This window comes from Neobacillus mesonae (assembly GCF_001636315.1).
Lineage (GTDB): Bacteria > Bacillota > Bacilli > Bacillales > Cytobacillaceae > Neobacillus > Neobacillus mesonae.
In genome coordinates, this window is record NZ_KV440949.1 from 620,145 (window position 1) to 636,372 (window position 16,228).

The 16,228-nt window shown below is 38.2% G+C and carries 18 protein-coding genes and 1 riboswitch; of the genes, 4 read left to right on the forward strand and 14 right to left on the reverse strand.

Annotated features, from left to right (window positions below):
- The first annotated feature begins 5 nt into the window (after positions 1-5).
- Genes A6749_RS03080 through A6749_RS03090 form a run of 3 tightly spaced genes read left to right on the forward strand, consistent with a single transcriptional unit; the run spans position 6 to position 1,123 of the window.
- Entirely contained in the window at positions 6-236 is a 231-nt protein-coding gene (locus A6749_RS03080; RefSeq protein ID WP_066385106.1) for a spore coat associated protein CotJA, read from the forward strand.
- Positions 233-493 carry a spore coat protein CotJB gene (locus A6749_RS03085; protein ID WP_066385109.1) on the forward strand — a complete coding sequence of 87 codons (261 nt, stop codon included), beginning with the start codon at positions 233-235 and terminating at the stop codon, positions 491-493. Before A6749_RS03080 ends, A6749_RS03085 begins: the two co-directional genes overlap by 4 nt.
- A 60-nt stretch (positions 494-553) precedes the next feature.
- Entirely contained in the window at positions 554-1,123 is a 570-nt protein-coding gene (locus tag A6749_RS03090; RefSeq protein ID WP_066385111.1) for a manganese catalase family protein, read from the forward strand.
- A 21-nt stretch (positions 1,124-1,144) separates the two neighbouring features.
- Here A6749_RS03090 and A6749_RS03095 read toward each other — a convergent pair whose 3' ends face one another.
- The 5 genes from A6749_RS03095 to A6749_RS03115 all read right to left on the reverse strand — a co-directional run bounded on the left by A6749_RS03095 (position 1,145) and on the right by A6749_RS03115 (position 5,563).
- Positions 1,145-1,600: a YpbF family protein gene (locus A6749_RS03095; protein WP_066385113.1), complete on the reverse strand. Its 456-nt coding sequence runs from the start codon at positions 1,598-1,600 to the stop codon at positions 1,145-1,147.
- Between the two features lie 90 nt (positions 1,601-1,690).
- Positions 1,691-2,407 (reverse strand): LysM peptidoglycan-binding domain-containing protein, encoded by a 717-nt coding sequence (locus tag A6749_RS03100; RefSeq protein ID WP_066385117.1) that lies wholly within the window; start codon positions 2,405-2,407, stop codon positions 1,691-1,693.
- A 25-nt stretch (positions 2,408-2,432) separates the two neighbouring features.
- Positions 2,433-3,023, reverse strand: coding sequence for a CPBP family intramembrane glutamic endopeptidase (locus tag A6749_RS03105; RefSeq protein WP_066385119.1), 591 nt, complete (start codon positions 3,021-3,023; stop codon positions 2,433-2,435).
- Positions 3,020-4,525, reverse strand: coding sequence for a RecQ family ATP-dependent DNA helicase (locus tag A6749_RS03110; RefSeq protein WP_066385120.1), 1,506 nt, complete (start codon positions 4,523-4,525; stop codon positions 3,020-3,022). Before A6749_RS03110 ends, A6749_RS03105 begins: the two co-directional genes overlap by 4 nt.
- A 3-nt stretch (positions 4,526-4,528) precedes the next feature.
- Positions 4,529-5,563, reverse strand: a complete 1,035-nt coding sequence (locus A6749_RS03115; RefSeq protein ID WP_066385121.1) for a YpbB family protein — start codon at positions 5,561-5,563, stop codon at positions 4,529-4,531.
- A 256-nt stretch (positions 5,564-5,819) separates the two neighbouring features.
- Between A6749_RS03115 and A6749_RS03120 the strand changes: the two genes are divergently transcribed.
- A complete protein-coding gene (locus A6749_RS03120) occupies positions 5,820-6,068 on the forward strand; it encodes a ferredoxin (RefSeq protein WP_042355233.1) in 249 nt (82 codons plus the stop codon).
- Between the two features lie 119 nt (positions 6,069-6,187).
- Here the strand turns inward: A6749_RS03120 and A6749_RS03125 are convergent, their stop codons facing one another.
- The 9 genes from A6749_RS03125 to resA all read right to left on the reverse strand — a co-directional run bounded on the left by A6749_RS03125 (position 6,188) and on the right by resA (position 16,200).
- On the reverse strand, positions 6,188-6,754 hold the full coding sequence (locus A6749_RS03125; protein WP_407937525.1) for an ECF transporter S component: 567 nt from the start codon (positions 6,752-6,754) through the stop codon (positions 6,188-6,190).
- A 166-nt stretch (positions 6,755-6,920) separates the two neighbouring features.
- Positions 6,921-7,053, reverse strand: a riboswitch (FMN riboswitch).
- A gap of 136 nt (positions 7,054-7,189) precedes the next feature.
- Complete coding sequence (locus tag A6749_RS03130; protein WP_066385125.1) at positions 7,190-7,936, reverse strand: peptidoglycan DD-metalloendopeptidase family protein; 747 nt, start codon at positions 7,934-7,936, stop codon at positions 7,190-7,192.
- A 304-nt stretch (positions 7,937-8,240) separates the two neighbouring features.
- Positions 8,241-9,404, reverse strand: a complete 1,164-nt coding sequence (locus A6749_RS03135) for a hypothetical protein (protein ID WP_066385128.1) — start codon at positions 9,402-9,404, stop codon at positions 8,241-8,243.
- Positions 9,379-9,930: an RNA polymerase sigma factor SigX gene (gene sigX, locus A6749_RS03140; RefSeq protein ID WP_066385130.1), complete on the reverse strand. Its 552-nt coding sequence runs from the start codon at positions 9,928-9,930 to the stop codon at positions 9,379-9,381. Before sigX ends, A6749_RS03135 begins: the two co-directional genes overlap by 26 nt.
- 207 nt (positions 9,931-10,137) lie before the next feature.
- Positions 10,138-11,916 (reverse strand): ATP-binding protein, encoded by a 1,779-nt coding sequence (locus tag A6749_RS03145; protein WP_066385134.1) that lies wholly within the window; start codon positions 11,914-11,916, stop codon positions 10,138-10,140.
- Positions 11,913-12,629 (reverse strand): response regulator transcription factor, encoded by a 717-nt coding sequence (locus tag A6749_RS03150; RefSeq protein WP_066385136.1) that lies wholly within the window; start codon positions 12,627-12,629, stop codon positions 11,913-11,915. Before A6749_RS03150 ends, A6749_RS03145 begins: the two co-directional genes overlap by 4 nt.
- 213 nt (positions 12,630-12,842) lie before the next feature.
- On the reverse strand, positions 12,843-14,030 hold the full coding sequence (gene ccsB, locus A6749_RS03155; protein WP_066385138.1) for a c-type cytochrome biogenesis protein CcsB: 1,188 nt from the start codon (positions 14,028-14,030) through the stop codon (positions 12,843-12,845).
- Positions 14,031-15,653, reverse strand: a complete 1,623-nt coding sequence (resB, locus tag A6749_RS03160; RefSeq protein ID WP_066385145.1) for a cytochrome c biogenesis protein ResB — start codon at positions 15,651-15,653, stop codon at positions 14,031-14,033. It abuts the gene before it with no gap.
- A 22-nt stretch (positions 15,654-15,675) separates the two neighbouring features.
- Positions 15,676-16,200 (reverse strand): thiol-disulfide oxidoreductase ResA, encoded by a 525-nt coding sequence (gene resA, locus A6749_RS03165; protein WP_066385148.1) that lies wholly within the window; start codon positions 16,198-16,200, stop codon positions 15,676-15,678.
- Positions 16,201-16,228 lie beyond the last annotated feature (28 nt).

The window sequence follows — 16,228 nt, forward strand, 5'->3', positions numbered from 1 at the left end:
AACGAATGAATACTCACCTCAAAACCTATCATCCTTACGTAAGTCCATATGATCCCTGTCAACCATTACTCGAAAAAACCTATTCTACTCCGCCGCATTTATATATGGGGTTTCAACCGCCAAATTTGCCGCAATTTTCTCCAATGGAAGCACTAAGAGCCGGTACGCTTTGGAAAGCCTTTTATGATCCTTGGTATGGTCCTTATGAGCAAGGAAAGAGGAGGCAGTCGCCATGAAACAAGTACCAGCTGAATATTATCAATTAATGGAGCAGCTGCAAGCTGTTGATTTTGTATTAGTCGAGCTTACCCTTTATTTGGATACCCATAATGATGACCTTGATGCGGTCAATCAATTTAATCACTATGTACAGGAACGAAAACGAATTAAAAAGCAGTTCGAAAGTCAATTTGGACCGTTACAGCAATTTGGCAACAGTTATTCCGGACACCCCTGGAATTGGGATAACTCCCCATGGCCGTGGCAGGTTTAAAAGCGGAAGCACCCGGTTAGCGATACCTTTATTTTGGCAGATTGGGAGGGATAAGAATCTATGTGGATATATGAAAAAAAGCTGCAATATCCGGTTCGCGTTAGTACATGTAACCCGATGCTAGCAAAATTTTTAATTGAGCAATACGGCGGCGCGGATGGTGAACTGGCTGCTGCGTTAAGATACTTAAACCAGCGCTATACAATCCCCGATAAAGTTATTGGTTTGTTAACGGATATTGGAACAGAAGAGTTTGCCCATCTCGAAATGATTGCGACAATGGTCTACAAATTAACAAAGGATGCAACACCTGAACAGATGAAGGCTGCCGGTTTAGGCGCACATTATGCTAACCATGAAAAAGCACTATATTACGAAAATGCCGGCGGTGTCCCATGGACCGCCACATACATTCAAGCAAAAGGGGACCCGATTGCCGATCTATATGAGGATATTGCCGCCGAAGAAAAGGCTAGAGCCACGTATCAATGGATTATCAATATGAGTGATGATCCAGATATAAATGACAGCTTACGTTTTTTACGGGAACGGGAAATCATTCATGCCCAGCGATTCCGAGAAGCTGTTGAAATATTAAAGGATGAACAAGGAAAGAAGAAAATCTTTTAAGAGGCAGTTTAATTCTGCCTCTTATTTTTTTTCGTGATAAAGATTGATATCATAGTGTTTTTTCATCACTTCAAAGATTAGATGACGATTCTTCCATTCCTCTTCCCGTTTCCATAAGTCCTTGCTGCGGTCGACGATTTCGCACCTTAACTCTTGGTATTCCTTTTCTTTTTTATCTTTCTGCTGCCGGAGGACATTCATCGTCCCATAGCTAATCAACGTCATCGCTAATAAAAACATATTTACCGTATTGTTTAACGAAGCTGAAAACATAGCAAAAAAAGAATAGGAATAGTGCTGCGCAATGTTAAAATAAAAATAACAAAAGAACAAGAATGCCATACCTAGTGTTCCATAGATTGCAAAAAAATGACGTTTTTCAGCAATGTCAAATTTCTCTTTTCTTTTTCTTAGGTTTTCTAACATCTGCTTTGTTGCAGGGTCCGTGTTTTCTAACAACTGAATTGGAGCATCCATTGTTCCCCCTCCATTCTCCCTATTAAACATATGAACTTGTCCCTCAAATTATGTTTTTCCAACAAAAAAACCGGCCAAAAAAATGGTCGGTTAATTATTTACGGGAATTTTCAATACCTGTCCGGCATTTACCTGGTCACTGCTCATATGATTAGCTTCCTTGATTGTTGCCATTCCTTTTGGAGAATGGTAGTATGTCATCGCAATACGATAAAGCGTTTCTTTCGGCTGTACCTTATGATAAATGATTCTTGTTTCCTTTTTTGGAACGGCTTGCTGCTTTGTTGTGTCTGACTCTGCCCGTTTGGTTATATTCTTTTCTGGTTCATTGACTATGGAAGCTGGCTTTTGACTGGCAGGACTGACTTCATTCATTCTGGTAGTCCCCTCTACTTTTTGCTGCTCTTGTTTAACCGCCTTATCATCAGACTTCTCGAGATCATCTTTTTCTTGAACGTCCGGTTCATCAGGTTGTTCTTCTTGATTTATTTCATCCTCGTCACCCGAGTGGTCGAGATTGATTGTTTCATAACCAACAGGACTGACATTTGTCTTTTCTACATGATTCATTTTTTTACCATCAAGATAAGAAATCGCACTAAAAATAATCACAGGAAGTAAGACAAAAAATAGCACCAACAGCCGAATAACCGGATATTTAAGTTTCCATTTCATTTTCTTTTTCTTGCGGCGGTGGAGCTGCTCCCGAGGCGGCAGATGGTCATCAACTTTGGTAGTATCATTAATTTTTTGAATCCGCTGCTTTAATCGTTCGGCTTGTTCTCTATATGGTTCTTCACTATTCATAATGACAGCCCCCTCCTCGTTTATCCTATTCATCTTCCATTTTCGGTGAACGTGTATATTTTATATATATACCTAAACAAAAATCTATGACAAAATGCATCATAATGGTCACTGCAAAATTTCCAGTCCATTCGTAAATCAAACCGATCAAAAAACTGAGTAACACAATATTTACAAATAAATACAAATTAAAAAGATAACGATAATGAATAATAGCAAAAATGATACTTGCCAGCATTAACCCTGCCGATGTTTGTATGATCCCGCGAAATAATAATTCCTCGCTAAAAGCGACAACTGCAGCAATGAAAATAATATGAAAAGAATTCCGTTTTTTAAAAATCCTTTCATTTAAACCGCCATCATTATAAAAATGCCGCGGAAGCCATTTCATCATGACAATATCAAAAATGACCACAGCAATTCCTGCCGTAAAACCTACCTTTAGAATATTAGGGTCATTTAAGCGAAAATGATCTAAAAAAGAAAACTCATCAAATAAGATCCATCCAAGAAACAACGAAATAGCAAGGATGATTGCTTGGGTTAAATATAAATGATAAAGCAATTCTTTATCTGATAAACTGGAAATGATTTCGTTATATTTATTTTTCATTTACTCATCTCGCTATTGAATAATAGTTTCCGCAGATATTCGATCCATGTACCGTCACCTGCATCAAGCAGCTGGTGAGCATTAGCCGAGTGAAAATGAGTTAAATCCAAGCCGCATCGATCACAGCATAGGTTAACATCTGTTGCTAAACGGTCATCAAAATATTCCATAATATATTTACGTCTGCAGTTTTTTACTTCAACCCACTGCTTCATTTGAAAAATATGATTTCTTTTTGCTTGTAATCTTTTTTTCGTAAAACCTTTAACGAATTCTTTTAACTGCAAACTGCTTATCTCTTGGTTAGAACGATTAACCAATTCCTCGATAATCCTACCTTGTACCTCATTGAAACCACCAAGCTCTTTTAATGTTTCAGACAGCACAAATGCTCCGTCAGATGTCATCTGGTTGAAATCAGGCCTGGAAAACAACCAATCAATTTGCTGCTCTGAAGGCAATTCCGCTTCGGCCAATTGGATAGGCAGCTGTTCGTCTCCCGGTGAATATAATAAGATTGCAATGCTTGGGGCGCCATCACGCCCCGCTCTGCCAATCTCCTGTAAATAGGATTCCATTTGCATCGGCATGTGATAGTGGATAACAAATCGGATATTGCCTTTATTAACTCCCATACCAAATGCACTCGTTGCACAAATGATATCGAGCTGATTATGAATAAATTGCTGTTGAATCAATATTCTTGTATCTTGTTCTAAACCACCGTGATAAACACTTGAGCGAAAGTTCAGCTCATTTGCAAGAAGATCTGCCATGTGCTCTGCAGCCTTCTTACTTGAAAAATAAATGATACCTGGCTTTTGCAGTTCGTTAACAAGGGCAAGGATCCGTTTTTCTTTATCACGATAATCTGCAATCTCTTCTACGTAAAACGCGATATTGGGTCGGTCTATCGTTGATTCTACTTTTGTCACCTTTGTCAGTCCAAGCGATTGAATAATATCTTGACGCACCTTAACGGTTGCTGTTGCCGTCAAGGCAAGTGTCAAAGGGCTCCCGAGCAGCTTTCGAATCTCCCCCAATTTGGAATAGTCCGGGCGAAAGTCATAACCCCATTGGGAAATACAATGGGCTTCATCAACGACAAATAAAGAAAGGGATAAGCCTTGAAGTCTTTTTATAATATAAGGAACACGCAGCATTTCTGGTGAAATAAAAATAAATTTATATTTATTTAATACCCTTAGCACCTCTTCTTTTTCTTGATGGCTAAGAAATGAATTCAGGGCAACGACCCGCTTTTCTCCCAGCCGTTTCATTTGCTCCACTTGATCCTGCATAAGCGAAAGAAGCGGTGAGATAATTAATATTTGCCCCTCAAAGATATATCCTGGCAGCTGGTAGCATAATGATTTCCCCGTTCCCGTGGGCAGCATGGCTAATGTATGCTCTCCATTTATAATTGCCGAAATGACTTCCTTTTGTCCTGTCTTAAAAGTCGAATATCCGAAATATTTTTTTAATAATTTCTCTAATTCCATTGTTTAACCACCATACTTTGCCAGAACAAGCCTGATTTGAAAATAACTTGCCTGCCTCACATGCTCTTTTATCAGCTTCAATTGTTTAGATGCTATACGTTTGGAAATCGTTATAATTTCTTCTTGTAATGTTTGGTCAACATAAGAATCAATTGGAAATTCGTTAAAATGTAAGGCAATCTCAACAAGATGGTCTTCAATCGTACTTAATTTTAACCGGCGTATATGGGCAATTGTTTCAATGGAATGACCTTGAGATAATAGCTGCCACGTTTTTTTAGAGGACTGAGTTAGCTCATTCTGCTGTATCAATCCATTATAAAGATGCACAAGTAATGCAAATCGTTTAGGTTCCTGACCTACCTTACGAATCATGTAATGAATAATATTGATGAATTGCAGGTGATAATCATAAAAATCCATTGAGAATTTTTGCGCTGCCTGCATTGGGGTTAATCCAATTTGTTGATATCCTGATAAGCGGAATATCAATATAGAAGGGTCAATTTCTTGATTTTGCCTGAAACATTCAATTAGCTCCGCATAAATCTTAGCGCCGATTTCCTTTTTCGAGACCTTTATTTGTATAAGAACGGATTTCAACCATATATGGATATCTTTATTTTTTTGGATCGGTATGTAGTTTGTTTCTTGATATTCAAGGTTTGATACTACCTGAATTAACAAAGAAAGTCTTCTCCAAAACTTTTCCGATACCTGATGATATTCCCAGCCGTTTAATTCCCGTGGGATTGGAATATTATTTAAATGTGCCTCTCCCATAGAAGTCAGCAGAAACTGCTGCTCACCGCAATTGTATATAAGCTTTTGAGCTTGAAGTGTTTCAATCATTTGGTCAAAAGCATCCCGTGTCAAAAAATCAAAAATTCCGAAAAACTTTTTCAAACTAAATAAATGGGCATCCTGTATTGTCTGAGAAGATTTTTTCCCTTTTAGCAGGTGATAAATAGAATAAATAGTTCTTTCGCTTTTCAACTGCTTTAAGCAATAAAGAATTATGGCATTACCTTGCGCCATTTCAAATCACCACATTTTTAATCGTTTCGACATTTTCCGTCTAAAACCTTTATATATTTTAACATGAAATGAGGAATCTTGTTGCTCAAAAATAAGGAAGTTACGAAAAAATACAAACCCAAGCGTTAATAATTATTTTTCTATTGAAAAGTTATCGATACAGTTTTACAATAGAGGGGAGAAAAGCGTTTACGAGCTTTTTAAGCAGGTAAACAGATTATAATTCTTTTTGAAATATCACTGGGAGGTTTTTTTGATGGCTAAGTACACTATTGTTGATAAGGAAACATGCATCGCGTGTGGCGCATGCGGCGCTGCTGCACCTGACATTTATGATTACGATGATGAAGGAATTGCATTCGTAACTCTTGACGATAACGAAGGAATTGTTGAAATTCCAGATGTTTTAATCGATGACATGATGGATGCATTCGAAGGCTGCCCAACTGATTCAATCAAGGTTGCTGACGAACCATTTGATGGCAATCCAACAAAATTCGAATAATATTTAGCTTGTAGATATTTTAAGCTGCTGCCCTCGCCCTTTAAAGCGAGGGTTTTTATATGTCCTTTTTTCACTACAATTAAAAAGCAGCCACTTTGCAATGGCTGCTTTTATTATTATTAAACATGTTTGACAACAGATAATTTATTAATCCAATTCTGCATCCGGATGAATAACAACATAAAGAGGATTGAAATCATAATTCCCTTAATAATATTAAAAGGCAGTATTCCAGCTACAACATAAGAGCGTAAATCTGGAAAACCCATTAAAGCCGTATAGGCCGGTAAAATGAAATAGTAGTTTAAAATACTCATTAATATGGACATTGTAGCCGTTCCAGTGATTAAACCTATTGTCATCCCTTTTTTCGTATTAAGCTTGTTATAAACATAATAAGTAGGCAATATAAACAAAACTCCTGCAAGGAAATTAGCAATATGTCCTACTGGAACTCCTGTTGGACTGCCAGTCATGACAAAATCAAGAAAATTTTTGAAAAACTCAACTAATATCCCAGCAATTGGCCCAAATATTAAAGCAGCAATCAGTGCCGGTACATCACTAAAATCCACTAATAAGAAACTTTGAAATGGCGGCATCGGGAAATTTAAAAGCATTAATAAATAGGCGATACTGCTGAGCATTCCGATTGATACCATTACCCTGATCTTTGTGTTCCCCATCTTTTTCATCTTCCTCTCTCCTTTTTTGATCCATCATGTTAGGAAGAGAGGTTCAGCATTCAGACGCACAAAATAAAATATCCCTCAAGATGCATACTTGAGGGAGAAATTTAAGGCACGCTTAATAAACGTCCAATCAATAAAATTTTTTGAACGTCCGCAGAACCTCCATCTTCTCCCATCCAGACTATACTGTCGGCTTTGGAATCTCACCAAATCCTGCCTTTAAAAAGGCTCGCGGGCTTAAGAGTACCTCTAATACCGCCGATCGGGAATTTCACCCTGCCCCGAAGATAGATCGATATGAAATTACAACCTTATTATACTGAAAAAACCCACTTTTGTTAAGCAAAAGTCATCAATACGTTTCAGTTTCTTTCTAATTATAGGGACAAAGAAAAATCCGCAGACTATTAGGTCTGCGGATTTGAACTCCTACTTCATAATTAACACTTGATTTGGCTTGATTAAGTCCGAAGTTAAACCATTTATCTCTTTAATTCTGGCAACAGTCGAATTCTTCTTTATCGCAATTGAATATAATGTATCGCCTGATTGGACAATATATTTACTGGCTTTTACCTGTTTTACTGCATTATTTTCTGCCCTTTCACGTACCGGTGAGCTTACCATAATAACTCCATTACTGGCTACCCCGCCGCGGACAAATTCTCCAACTTCGGTATTGCCTAATAATTTTTCAGGATCTATGGCGTACTTCTTATCATATCTCCACTCCATTTGGTGTGACTCAAAATGCAGATGTGTACCGGTAGCTTGTCCAGTTTGACCCATCTTGCCAATCACTTGGCCTTGGTTAATCTTTTGCCCTTCTTTTACGAAGCGTTTGTTTAAATGGGCATATACTGTTACGTAATTTTTTGGATGCTTAATAAATATTACATGTCCATATGTATCGGAGAAATAGGATTTCTCCACAATCCCATCCTCCACAGAAAGAATAGGGGTATCCATGTTACCAGCAATATCAATTCCTTTATGTTTTCCCATTCTTGTTCCAAATGTATCCGAAACAACACCATCAGCGGGCCATATCCAATGAGTATGACCCGTTGAATCAGGTAAATCGGCTGCTTGCGAGTGTTTCCCGCCTAAAAATAACAGACTTACACAAAGCGCCATAATAATGGCAATTAGAAATCTCCTTATGTAATCACGCATTTTCTTTCCAATTTCCTCCTTAAAATCATTACTCTCCTCCTCACGATATGTTCAATAATTCTTATTTAGAACATTACACAGAGGCGGACAGAACATATTTGTTATAATTTGGAGACAACAGCTATTTTATACAAAAAAAAACAAGAAAAGCGTAAGCGCCTGGGTCAGCCCCGACAAGTACAATAGAGGCCGGTCGAAAGGTTCTTTTTAACCTTTTGGACGGATTGACTGTGATCGCGAGGGGCTAGGCGCTGAATCTAGTCAGCCAAAAAGAAAATCAACCAAAATGGTTGATTTAAAAACTTTATTCTACATTACGCAGGTTCGGTGCAATTGGTACCTTGTTTTCTTTAGAAAGATCAAATGGCCCAATATTTTTTATAGGAGCATTGTTAACCATCACTTTTTCTATACCGAATTCTTTAGCGGTTAATAATAATGCCTCATAGGAAAACAATGTAAGCTGGTCATTCTTTAATTGGGCATTTTCTTCCACAGATACATGTAACGTATTTTTTTGAATTGTCATATCCTTATCACGCAGTTCAAGATGCATGGATTTTTTGAGCCCATAAGTTTGATCATCTTTTTTCATGGCTGCGATTGCATCCTTAATCGTTTTAAACGAATCATTCGTTGGTACAAGATATGGCACTTCATGTTGATCAGGGTAATAAAATAAATAACCATGGTTTTTTTCTGGTTGAATATTCAGCTCATATTTAATTCCGGTATTACCAAATTCAATTCCCGGTTTCCCATTTGTGAACAATTTAACCTTTTTCACATTGCTATTGGATGCTATATCTTTTTTAATAATATCAAGAAATTGCTCATTACTAGCCCCTTGACCGTACTGATGGTCTTCCGAAACATTTACTTCAAGAATTTGCTTCTGTTCATCATATTTGAATTCCCCGTTAATGGGATAGTACTCACTTAAGCCCCATGCGTCTTCCTTCAACTGTGACATGTGCTCATTAAATAAATCCAGCCATGATTTATTTTGCGGTTCTTTAACGATTGTTGATACAGGAATTAAGTTCTGGATTTGCGAGTCTGGAATCCAGTAGGTAATTACTTTGCCGTTTCCGATTTCATCTTCATAAACGGCGGTTTTCAGCGGACCTTCACTCATTCGATCAAAATTCTCTGTTCGCGATAATGATTTATCCTTTGCTGAAGAATCCTCTTTTTTCATGGTAATATGCTGTTCAGCCGTTTTTTTCTCACTGGACTGATCTAAAGAGTAATTTGGCGTTGGTCCGTCCAGTAATTTGGTCCCAAGTATAATAATAAGAAATAATGCCGCAGCCGCCGCGATACTTGGCACTACCCACGGAAACGATTTCCGCTTTTTAAAGGAAAGATTTTGGTAAATGTCACGAGGATCGCGATGATCTTGTATCTTTGGCATTTGCCTTAATAATTCCTCAATTTCTCTATCGCTCCACTCTGACTTTTTCACTGGTTACTCCCTCCTTTGCATACAAGGTTTCCATATGTTTCTTAATCTGCTTTAACGAGCGATGCTGCGTTGTTTTCACCTTACTTTCCGTCCACCCCAACGCCTGCGCAGTTTCGGTGATGGATAAATCTTGTAAAAAACGCAAAATAATAACCGCCCTTTGATCGACCGTACAATACTCTAAACATTTATATACCCATTGAATTTCTTCCCTTTGAACAGTAATTTCCTCCGGTATAGGGTCATTATCTCTTACCTGGCTTGTTGACCAATCGAATTTTTCCATCAGTTTGTCTTTCCAGCCTTTTTGTTTGCGGAAATAATCAATGGCGACATTCCGAGCGATTGAAAAAAGCCATGTTTTCTCACTGCTCTTTCCTTCAAACCGATTGTAGGACTTAAAAACTCTTATATAAACCTCTTGAACTAAATCCTCTGCCTGTTCCCTGTTTCTAACCATATAAAATAAAAATTGAAAAACATCTTGGTGGTATTTTTTATAAAGCTCTTCGAAAACGGAGTCCATCATTTCCCCTCCCCGTTCATTATATTAGTCGTTATATATGTATTAAAGGTTTCATCTATTAAATATAGACTGTAATTCAAAAAAAAGGAAGGTGCTTTTTAGAAAAACAAAAAGAAAAAACATTTAAAAGAATCATCTTAAGATTAGATGATCTTTTAAATGTTTCCCGTGAATCAAGAACAATCGCCAAAAACCTTTTATATCTTCCTATTTTCGAGGCAAAAAGAAGGAAAATGTCGTTCCTTGACCAAGCTTGCTATGAACTGAAATTGCGCCTTTATGGGCGTCGATAATGTTTTTAGCGATGGCAAGTCCTAGACCTGTTCCTGACTTCCCTCTCGTTCTAGCTTTATCAGCCTTATAAAAGCGTTCAAAGACAAATGGCAGATCTTCTTCCGGAATCCCGGATCCTGAATCCTGCACATTCAATCGAATCCCCTTATCCTCTAGTCCAAGCGTTAATTTAACGGACCCGCCTTTTGGGGTATGCCTTATTGCGTTATCTATTAAATTTGTGAGAACCTGTTCAATTCGGTCAGGATCAAGGTAGAAGGTTTCAATTCCACTTTCAATTTCGGCAGCTAAATAAATATCATTATCTTTAGCTAATCCTTGGAACTTATGAATAATCCGTTTAACAAAGGTTGAAAGATTAATTTCTTCCATTGTTAATTGAATATGACCTGCTTCCATTCGCGCCAGATCAAGCAGTTCATTTACCAGGCGGCCCATTCGGAGCGATTCGTCGTAAATGACTTTTGCCATTTCTTTCTTCTCTTCCTGGGATTCAGCAATATCATCTACAATCGCTTCACTATAGCCCTGCAGCATTGAAATAGGAGTTCTAAGTTCATGTGAAACATTTGCAATGAAATCTTTTCGCATTTTATCCAGGAGTCGTTCCTCGGTCATATCCCTAAGGACTGCAACTGCACCGCGGATAAATCGATTACTGTACAGCGGCGTTACAAGGATCACCCAATGACGCCCTTGAACCGATATTTCTCCCATTTGCTCTGTTTCCGTTTCTACTGCCTTTTGGAACAGCTCCATCACTTGAGTCGGAATAGCTTCGGAACCGGTACTGCCGCCTTTTTCATAATACCAATATTGAAGAAACCGATCCCCAGGAGGATTGGTAATCAGGATCGTCCCATCCCGATTAAAGGTGATAACCCCATCGGCCATACTGCTTAAAATGCTTGATAGCTGCTCTTTCTCTTGATTAAGGGCATTCATATTAAATTTCAATTGTCTGCCCATTTGATTAAAGGCTGTCGCCAGTTCACCGATTTCATCATGTGTGAGAATCGGAACCTTTGTATCGAACTTACCTCTAGCAACCTCGAAGGCAGCTTCCCGCATTTTTCGAAGCGGCGCAGTAATTCTTGTTGATAAGAAGAAGGCGAAAATAGTAGTCAAAACAATTGCAACACCAGCTACGAGTAAAATAAACTTTGTTGTAGACCTTGACGTATCCTTCATTACTTCCAATGATTGATAAATAAAAACAGCACCATGATCTCCTGACAGATGCAGCGGAACACCAATGATGGAATAATTGGCATTTTCATCATTAGGAGAGCTATTTGTTGATAAATTTGAAACCTTTTCCACCGTAATGTTTTGATGAAATACTTTTGATAAATCCGAATCATGCTTAATATCATCTATGGTTAATTTTTGATGATTTTCCGTGTTTGGGGAGTAATAAACTTCATGATCATTTTTGATAATCACTACCTTGGTCACTTTGTCTATTACTTCCCAGGATATCTCCAGTCCAATCGATTGCTTTTCATCAGGGTGTTCTTCTAAAATCCGGGCAATTTTTTCTGCTGTATTGGTTAAATCTTCCTTTGTTTGTTCAATCGTATAGTTTTGAAAAAACTCAAGCAGCATAACCGTTAAAATAAACAGAACAAATGAAACCAATAATAGAATGGTAAACCATAGCTTACCAACAACACTTCGTAAAAAGGTCATCCATTAGTTACCTCGAATTTGTAGCCGACACCCCAAACGGTTACAATCATTCTTGCGGCTTGTTCAGACACTTTGTTTAGCTTCTCCCGAAGACGTTTGACATGTGTGTCAACTGTGCGCAGGTCGCCAAAAAATTCATAATGCCAGACTTCTTTTAATAATTGCTCTCGATCAAATACTTTATCAGGTGCCTTTGCTAAGAAATAAAGCAATTCATATTCCTTTGGTGTTAAACTGACTTCTTTACCCTCAGCCATTACTCTGTGGGCATCGTTATCGATTGTTAAATGAGGAAATACAATGACATCCTTTGTAGTTGGTTCTGTCTGCAAGAAGCTTGTTTGAGACGCTCTTCTTAATAGGGCCTTTACTCTTAAAACAACCTCTCTTGGACTGAAAGGCTTCACAATATAGTCATCTGTTCCTACTTCAAAGCCCTGCACCCGATTTACTTCTTCACCTTTTGCCGTCAGCATGATGACGGGTGTAGCCTTCTTTTCACGCAGTTCGCGGCATACCTCAATGCCATCTTTACCTGGCATCATTAAATCAAGGAGAATGACATCATATTCGTTAGAGGTTGCTTTGGATAAAGCTTCAATTCCGTCTTCGGCTTCATCTATAATATAATCTTCCCGCTCTAAGTACATTTTTAATAAGCGGCGAATTCTTTCTTCATCATCAACAACTAAAATCTTAACGTCTTTTTCCATTAATAATCCCCCCATGGTGTTTATTTTACAAAATGGTTTCCAATTTTGCTATATGTTCTGTGTTAATAAACGCTTGAAAAAGTGTCAATTATATGACAAATTATAAAAAAGATGATTTCTGCTCCAATCAGTAATAATATAAGGTCAATTATTATTATTGCCATTTTATAAAAAGCCTCCACTTTTTAAAAATAAGTGAAGGCTTTTTTATTATTATGAACCGGCGTAGGAGTGCAGGCCGGCGATGATGAGGTTTACGGCAACTAAGTTAAACATAATGATAGCGAAGCCGATTACGGCAAGCCATGCGGACTTTTCCCCATGCCAGCCCTTTGACAGCCTTAAATGCATAAAGGCAGCATAGAATAGCCAAGTAATTAAAGCCCATACCTCTTTTGGATCCCAGCCCCAGAAACGGGACCAAGCCACCTGTGCCCAAATCATTGCAAAAATTAATGCCCCTAAAGTGAAAACAGGGAAACCAATTAAGACGGATCGGTAGCTGATTTCATCCACAAAATCTAGTTTAATATTTTTTACAAGCGGTTTGAGTGACGCTCCAATCCGCTTTCTAAGAATTAATCGAATTAATCCATAAAGGATAATTCCTGCAGCAAATGACCAGATTACAGTGTTTAACTTTTTAGCATTTATAAATGCCGGCATTTCAACCAATGGTTTAAAGCCGTCTTTTGTCAATAATTCCCCTTTATGCGGCCCTGTTAAAGCAGGCATCAAATATTCAACCTCTGCCTGGTTACCGTGTTTATCAATCCAATTAAACTTTTCTTGATATCCCGTACCGGCAAAAATCGAGGACACAATGACAAACCCAATCACAGTCACTAATCCAAACATAATGACTTCAAGCCAAAATGTTTTCTTGCTTGATTTGGTTTGATCAATAGCCTTTACAAGATAAATTAACCCCGCCGCAAAACTAATTGCAAGAATTGCTTCCCCAATTGCTGCTGTCGTTACATGAATATGAAGCCAGTAACTTTGCAGTGCTGGAATGAGCGGTGAAATATCTCTTGGAAACATGCTGGCATAAGCAATGACTAAAATTGCCACTGGCATGGTGAATAAACCAAGAAGTGTTGTTCGATAAATAAAATAAATAACAATGAATGCCCCTACTAATGCCATACCAAAAAACGTTGTAAATTCGAACATATTACTAACCGGGGCATGTCCGGCAGCAATCCACCTGGTAATGAAATATCCCAGCTGTGCGATAAAACCAATGATAGTTAAAAATACGGCAATTTTCCCCCATTTATTGGTTGCCTTTTTTTCATTTAAACTCTTCTTTTCCTTAATTGCACCTCCAAAAAACAGGGTAGCAATTAAATAAAGAATAAAAGAAATAAATAATAAATTACTACTTATTGATGCCAACTAAGCTCCCTCCTTGTCAGTCTCTTCACGTTGAAGTTGATCCTCCGGTTGACCCAGCTTCGTATTCTCAAGCACTTTTTCAATTTCGCGTTTTAATCCATACCAATTCTTATTTGTGTGGGCTGCAATCCAAACTTCCCCGTTCTTATGCTGTATCCAAATACGGCGATGATTCCAATAAGCACCTTGAATAACACCAATCATAAAGAGGATTCCTCCAATAATGATTACCCATAAGGATGAATCCTTACGAACCGTAAACCCGGAAACATTTTTTGTTCCTATTCCTTTAAACGACATTTTATAAGTATTATCGCCAAATGGCTCAATTGTCTGCCTGATAGCAACAAAGCTAGTTTCCCCTTTTGGCTTGTCCGGGGAATACATTCGGAAGATAAATGCCGGATTATTTGGCACCCGCGACTTCGTGCTAGGTTCTCCGTTTTTGGCAAATTCAAAATCAGGAAAATAATTGAGAATTTTAACGGAATACCCATTCCCCAAATCGTAAGTTTCCTTTGGATCTTGGAGATTGACGGTAAGCTCCCCAAAAGATTGCTGTGTCTGCTTATTCGTTAGCGCAAATGTCATGGAGCTCATTTCACTTCGAAAAGATGATTGATAAATGGAATAGCCTTCAAATGTTAATGGATGGTTAACACGAACCTTATAATCCTTAACCTTCTCAAGCTTTGGCTTTTCCCCAGGGATTTTCTCACCAGAGCGTCGATATAAGACGACATTGGATTGATAGTTTTTCACAACGTCACCGGCTCGCTCCAGCGCTTTCTCAAATGTTTTATTTTTTTCCTTATCATAATGCTGCAAGATAAATTTATTATTTTGTAAATAAAATTGTTCACCTGTTTCTGGAACTAAAGCGGTTTCTCCTTCACGAACCCATAGGTTTTCATTCACATACACCCCTGGAATAAAACGAAGCATTCCTCCAAAAAGGAAAATGATTAATCCCACATGGTTGACATATGGACCCCAGCGTGAGAATCGTCCTTTTTCTGCCAATAAATCCCCATTTTCCTCTCGAACATGATAACGCTTTTGTGCTAATTGCTTCTTAACGAGGGCAATATCGTTTTCATCAGGATTTTTATTTATTCCAAAAACACGCTGTCTCTTTAAAAAGCCCTCATGTCTTGATACCCGCTGAGCCTTTAATGCCTTGTATAGAGGGACTACTCGGTCCAGACTGCAAATGACAAGCGAAATGCCGATCATCGCAATCAGCAATAAATACCACCATGAACCATATAAGTCGTCAAAGCCCAGCTGATAATATAGTTTTCCAAACCAGCCATATTCCTGCTCATAATAAACTTCAGGCGGAAGGTCTATGTACATTTTCTGCGGCAAAATCGTTCCTAAAATAGAAGCTATTAAGGTAATGACAATCAGCCAAACCCCAACCTTAACAGACGAAAAAAAGTTCCATATTTTATCGACAAACGTTTTCGAATAGGTTTGTGAGCGACGGGCACTGCCCTCGTAACGCATGTCAAGCAGCTGTTTCTTATTTTCCTCCTCATCAAGAATTTTCCCACACGCTTCACATAGCACTGTACCATGAGGATTGACATGCCCGCATTCACATTTTACATCTTTCATGATAACAAACTCCCTGTAACCATTATGGTTTTATTTTCTCCATAAAATCCCTAACCATATCCTCAGACATCTCACCGGTAGTGGACTTTACAACCTTCCCATCTTTATCAATCAAGAATGTCGCTGGAAGATTGTCAATACCATAAGTGGTCATAACTTCCTTATCGGTATCTATCACAATTGGAAAATCAAGCCTATAACGGTCGGCGAATTGATTAACCGCAAGTTCCGATTCTTGAATATTGACAGATAAAACTTGAACACCCTTGTCTTTAAATTGGTGATACTGGTTATTAATATAAGGCATTTCCTTTTTACAAGGAGGACACCAAGTTCCCCAAAAGTTCAAAAAGACACCCTGACCTTTATAATCTGAAAGTTTATGCTTATTTCCTTGCATATCAGTTAATACAAAGTCAGGTGCGAGGCTGCCTACTGCTACCTTCTCGGCATGGTCCTTCATAAAGTTTGCATAAAGCGTATAAGCAACGGCTGCTACCAAAACAGCGAGGATAATGGATCGCATGATTAACCGCCGTTTTTTCATATTCACCCCTCCATTACATACATAACAC

Bases quoted from the DNA above. Each gene is read 5' to 3' on its own strand.
- A6749_RS03080 (WP_066385106.1), top strand. From the start codon at position 6: ATGAATACTCACCTCAAAACCTATCATCCTTACGTAAGTCCATATGAT.
- A6749_RS03085 (WP_066385109.1), top strand. From the start codon at position 233: ATGAAACAAGTACCAGCTGAATATTATCAATTAATGGAGCAGCTGCAA.
- A6749_RS03090 (WP_066385111.1), top strand. From the start codon at position 554: ATGTGGATATATGAAAAAAAGCTGCAATATCCGGTTCGCGTTAGTACA.
- A6749_RS03095 (WP_066385113.1), bottom strand. From the start codon at position 1,600: ATGGATGCTCCAATTCAGTTGTTAGAAAACACGGACCCTGCAACAAAG.
- A6749_RS03100 (WP_066385117.1), bottom strand. From the start codon at position 2,407: ATGAATAGTGAAGAACCATATAGAGAACAAGCCGAACGATTAAAGCAG.
- A6749_RS03105 (WP_066385119.1), bottom strand. From the start codon at position 3,023: ATGAAAAATAAATATAACGAAATCATTTCCAGTTTATCAGATAAAGAA.
- A6749_RS03110 (WP_066385120.1), bottom strand. From the start codon at position 4,525: ATGGAATTAGAGAAATTATTAAAAAAATATTTCGGATATTCGACTTTT.
- A6749_RS03115 (WP_066385121.1), bottom strand. From the start codon at position 5,563: ATGGCGCAAGGTAATGCCATAATTCTTTATTGCTTAAAGCAGTTGAAA.
- A6749_RS03120 (WP_042355233.1), top strand. From the start codon at position 5,820: ATGGCTAAGTACACTATTGTTGATAAGGAAACATGCATCGCGTGTGGC.
- A6749_RS03125 (WP_407937525.1), bottom strand. From the start codon at position 6,754: ATGGGGAACACAAAGATCAGGGTAATGGTATCAATCGGAATGCTCAGC.
- A6749_RS03130 (WP_066385125.1), bottom strand. From the start codon at position 7,936: ATGCGTGATTACATAAGGAGATTTCTAATTGCCATTATTATGGCGCTT.
- sigX (WP_066385130.1), bottom strand. From the start codon at position 9,930: ATGGACTCCGTTTTCGAAGAGCTTTATAAAAAATACCACCAAGATGTT.
- A6749_RS03145 (WP_066385134.1), bottom strand. From the start codon at position 11,916: ATGACCTTTTTACGAAGTGTTGTTGGTAAGCTATGGTTTACCATTCTA.
- A6749_RS03150 (WP_066385136.1), bottom strand. From the start codon at position 12,629: ATGGAAAAAGACGTTAAGATTTTAGTTGTTGATGATGAAGAAAGAATT.
- resB (WP_066385145.1), bottom strand. From the start codon at position 15,653: ATGAAAGATGTAAAATGTGAATGCGGGCATGTCAATCCTCATGGTACA.
- resA (WP_066385148.1), bottom strand. From the start codon at position 16,200: ATGAAAAAACGGCGGTTAATCATGCGATCCATTATCCTCGCTGTTTTG.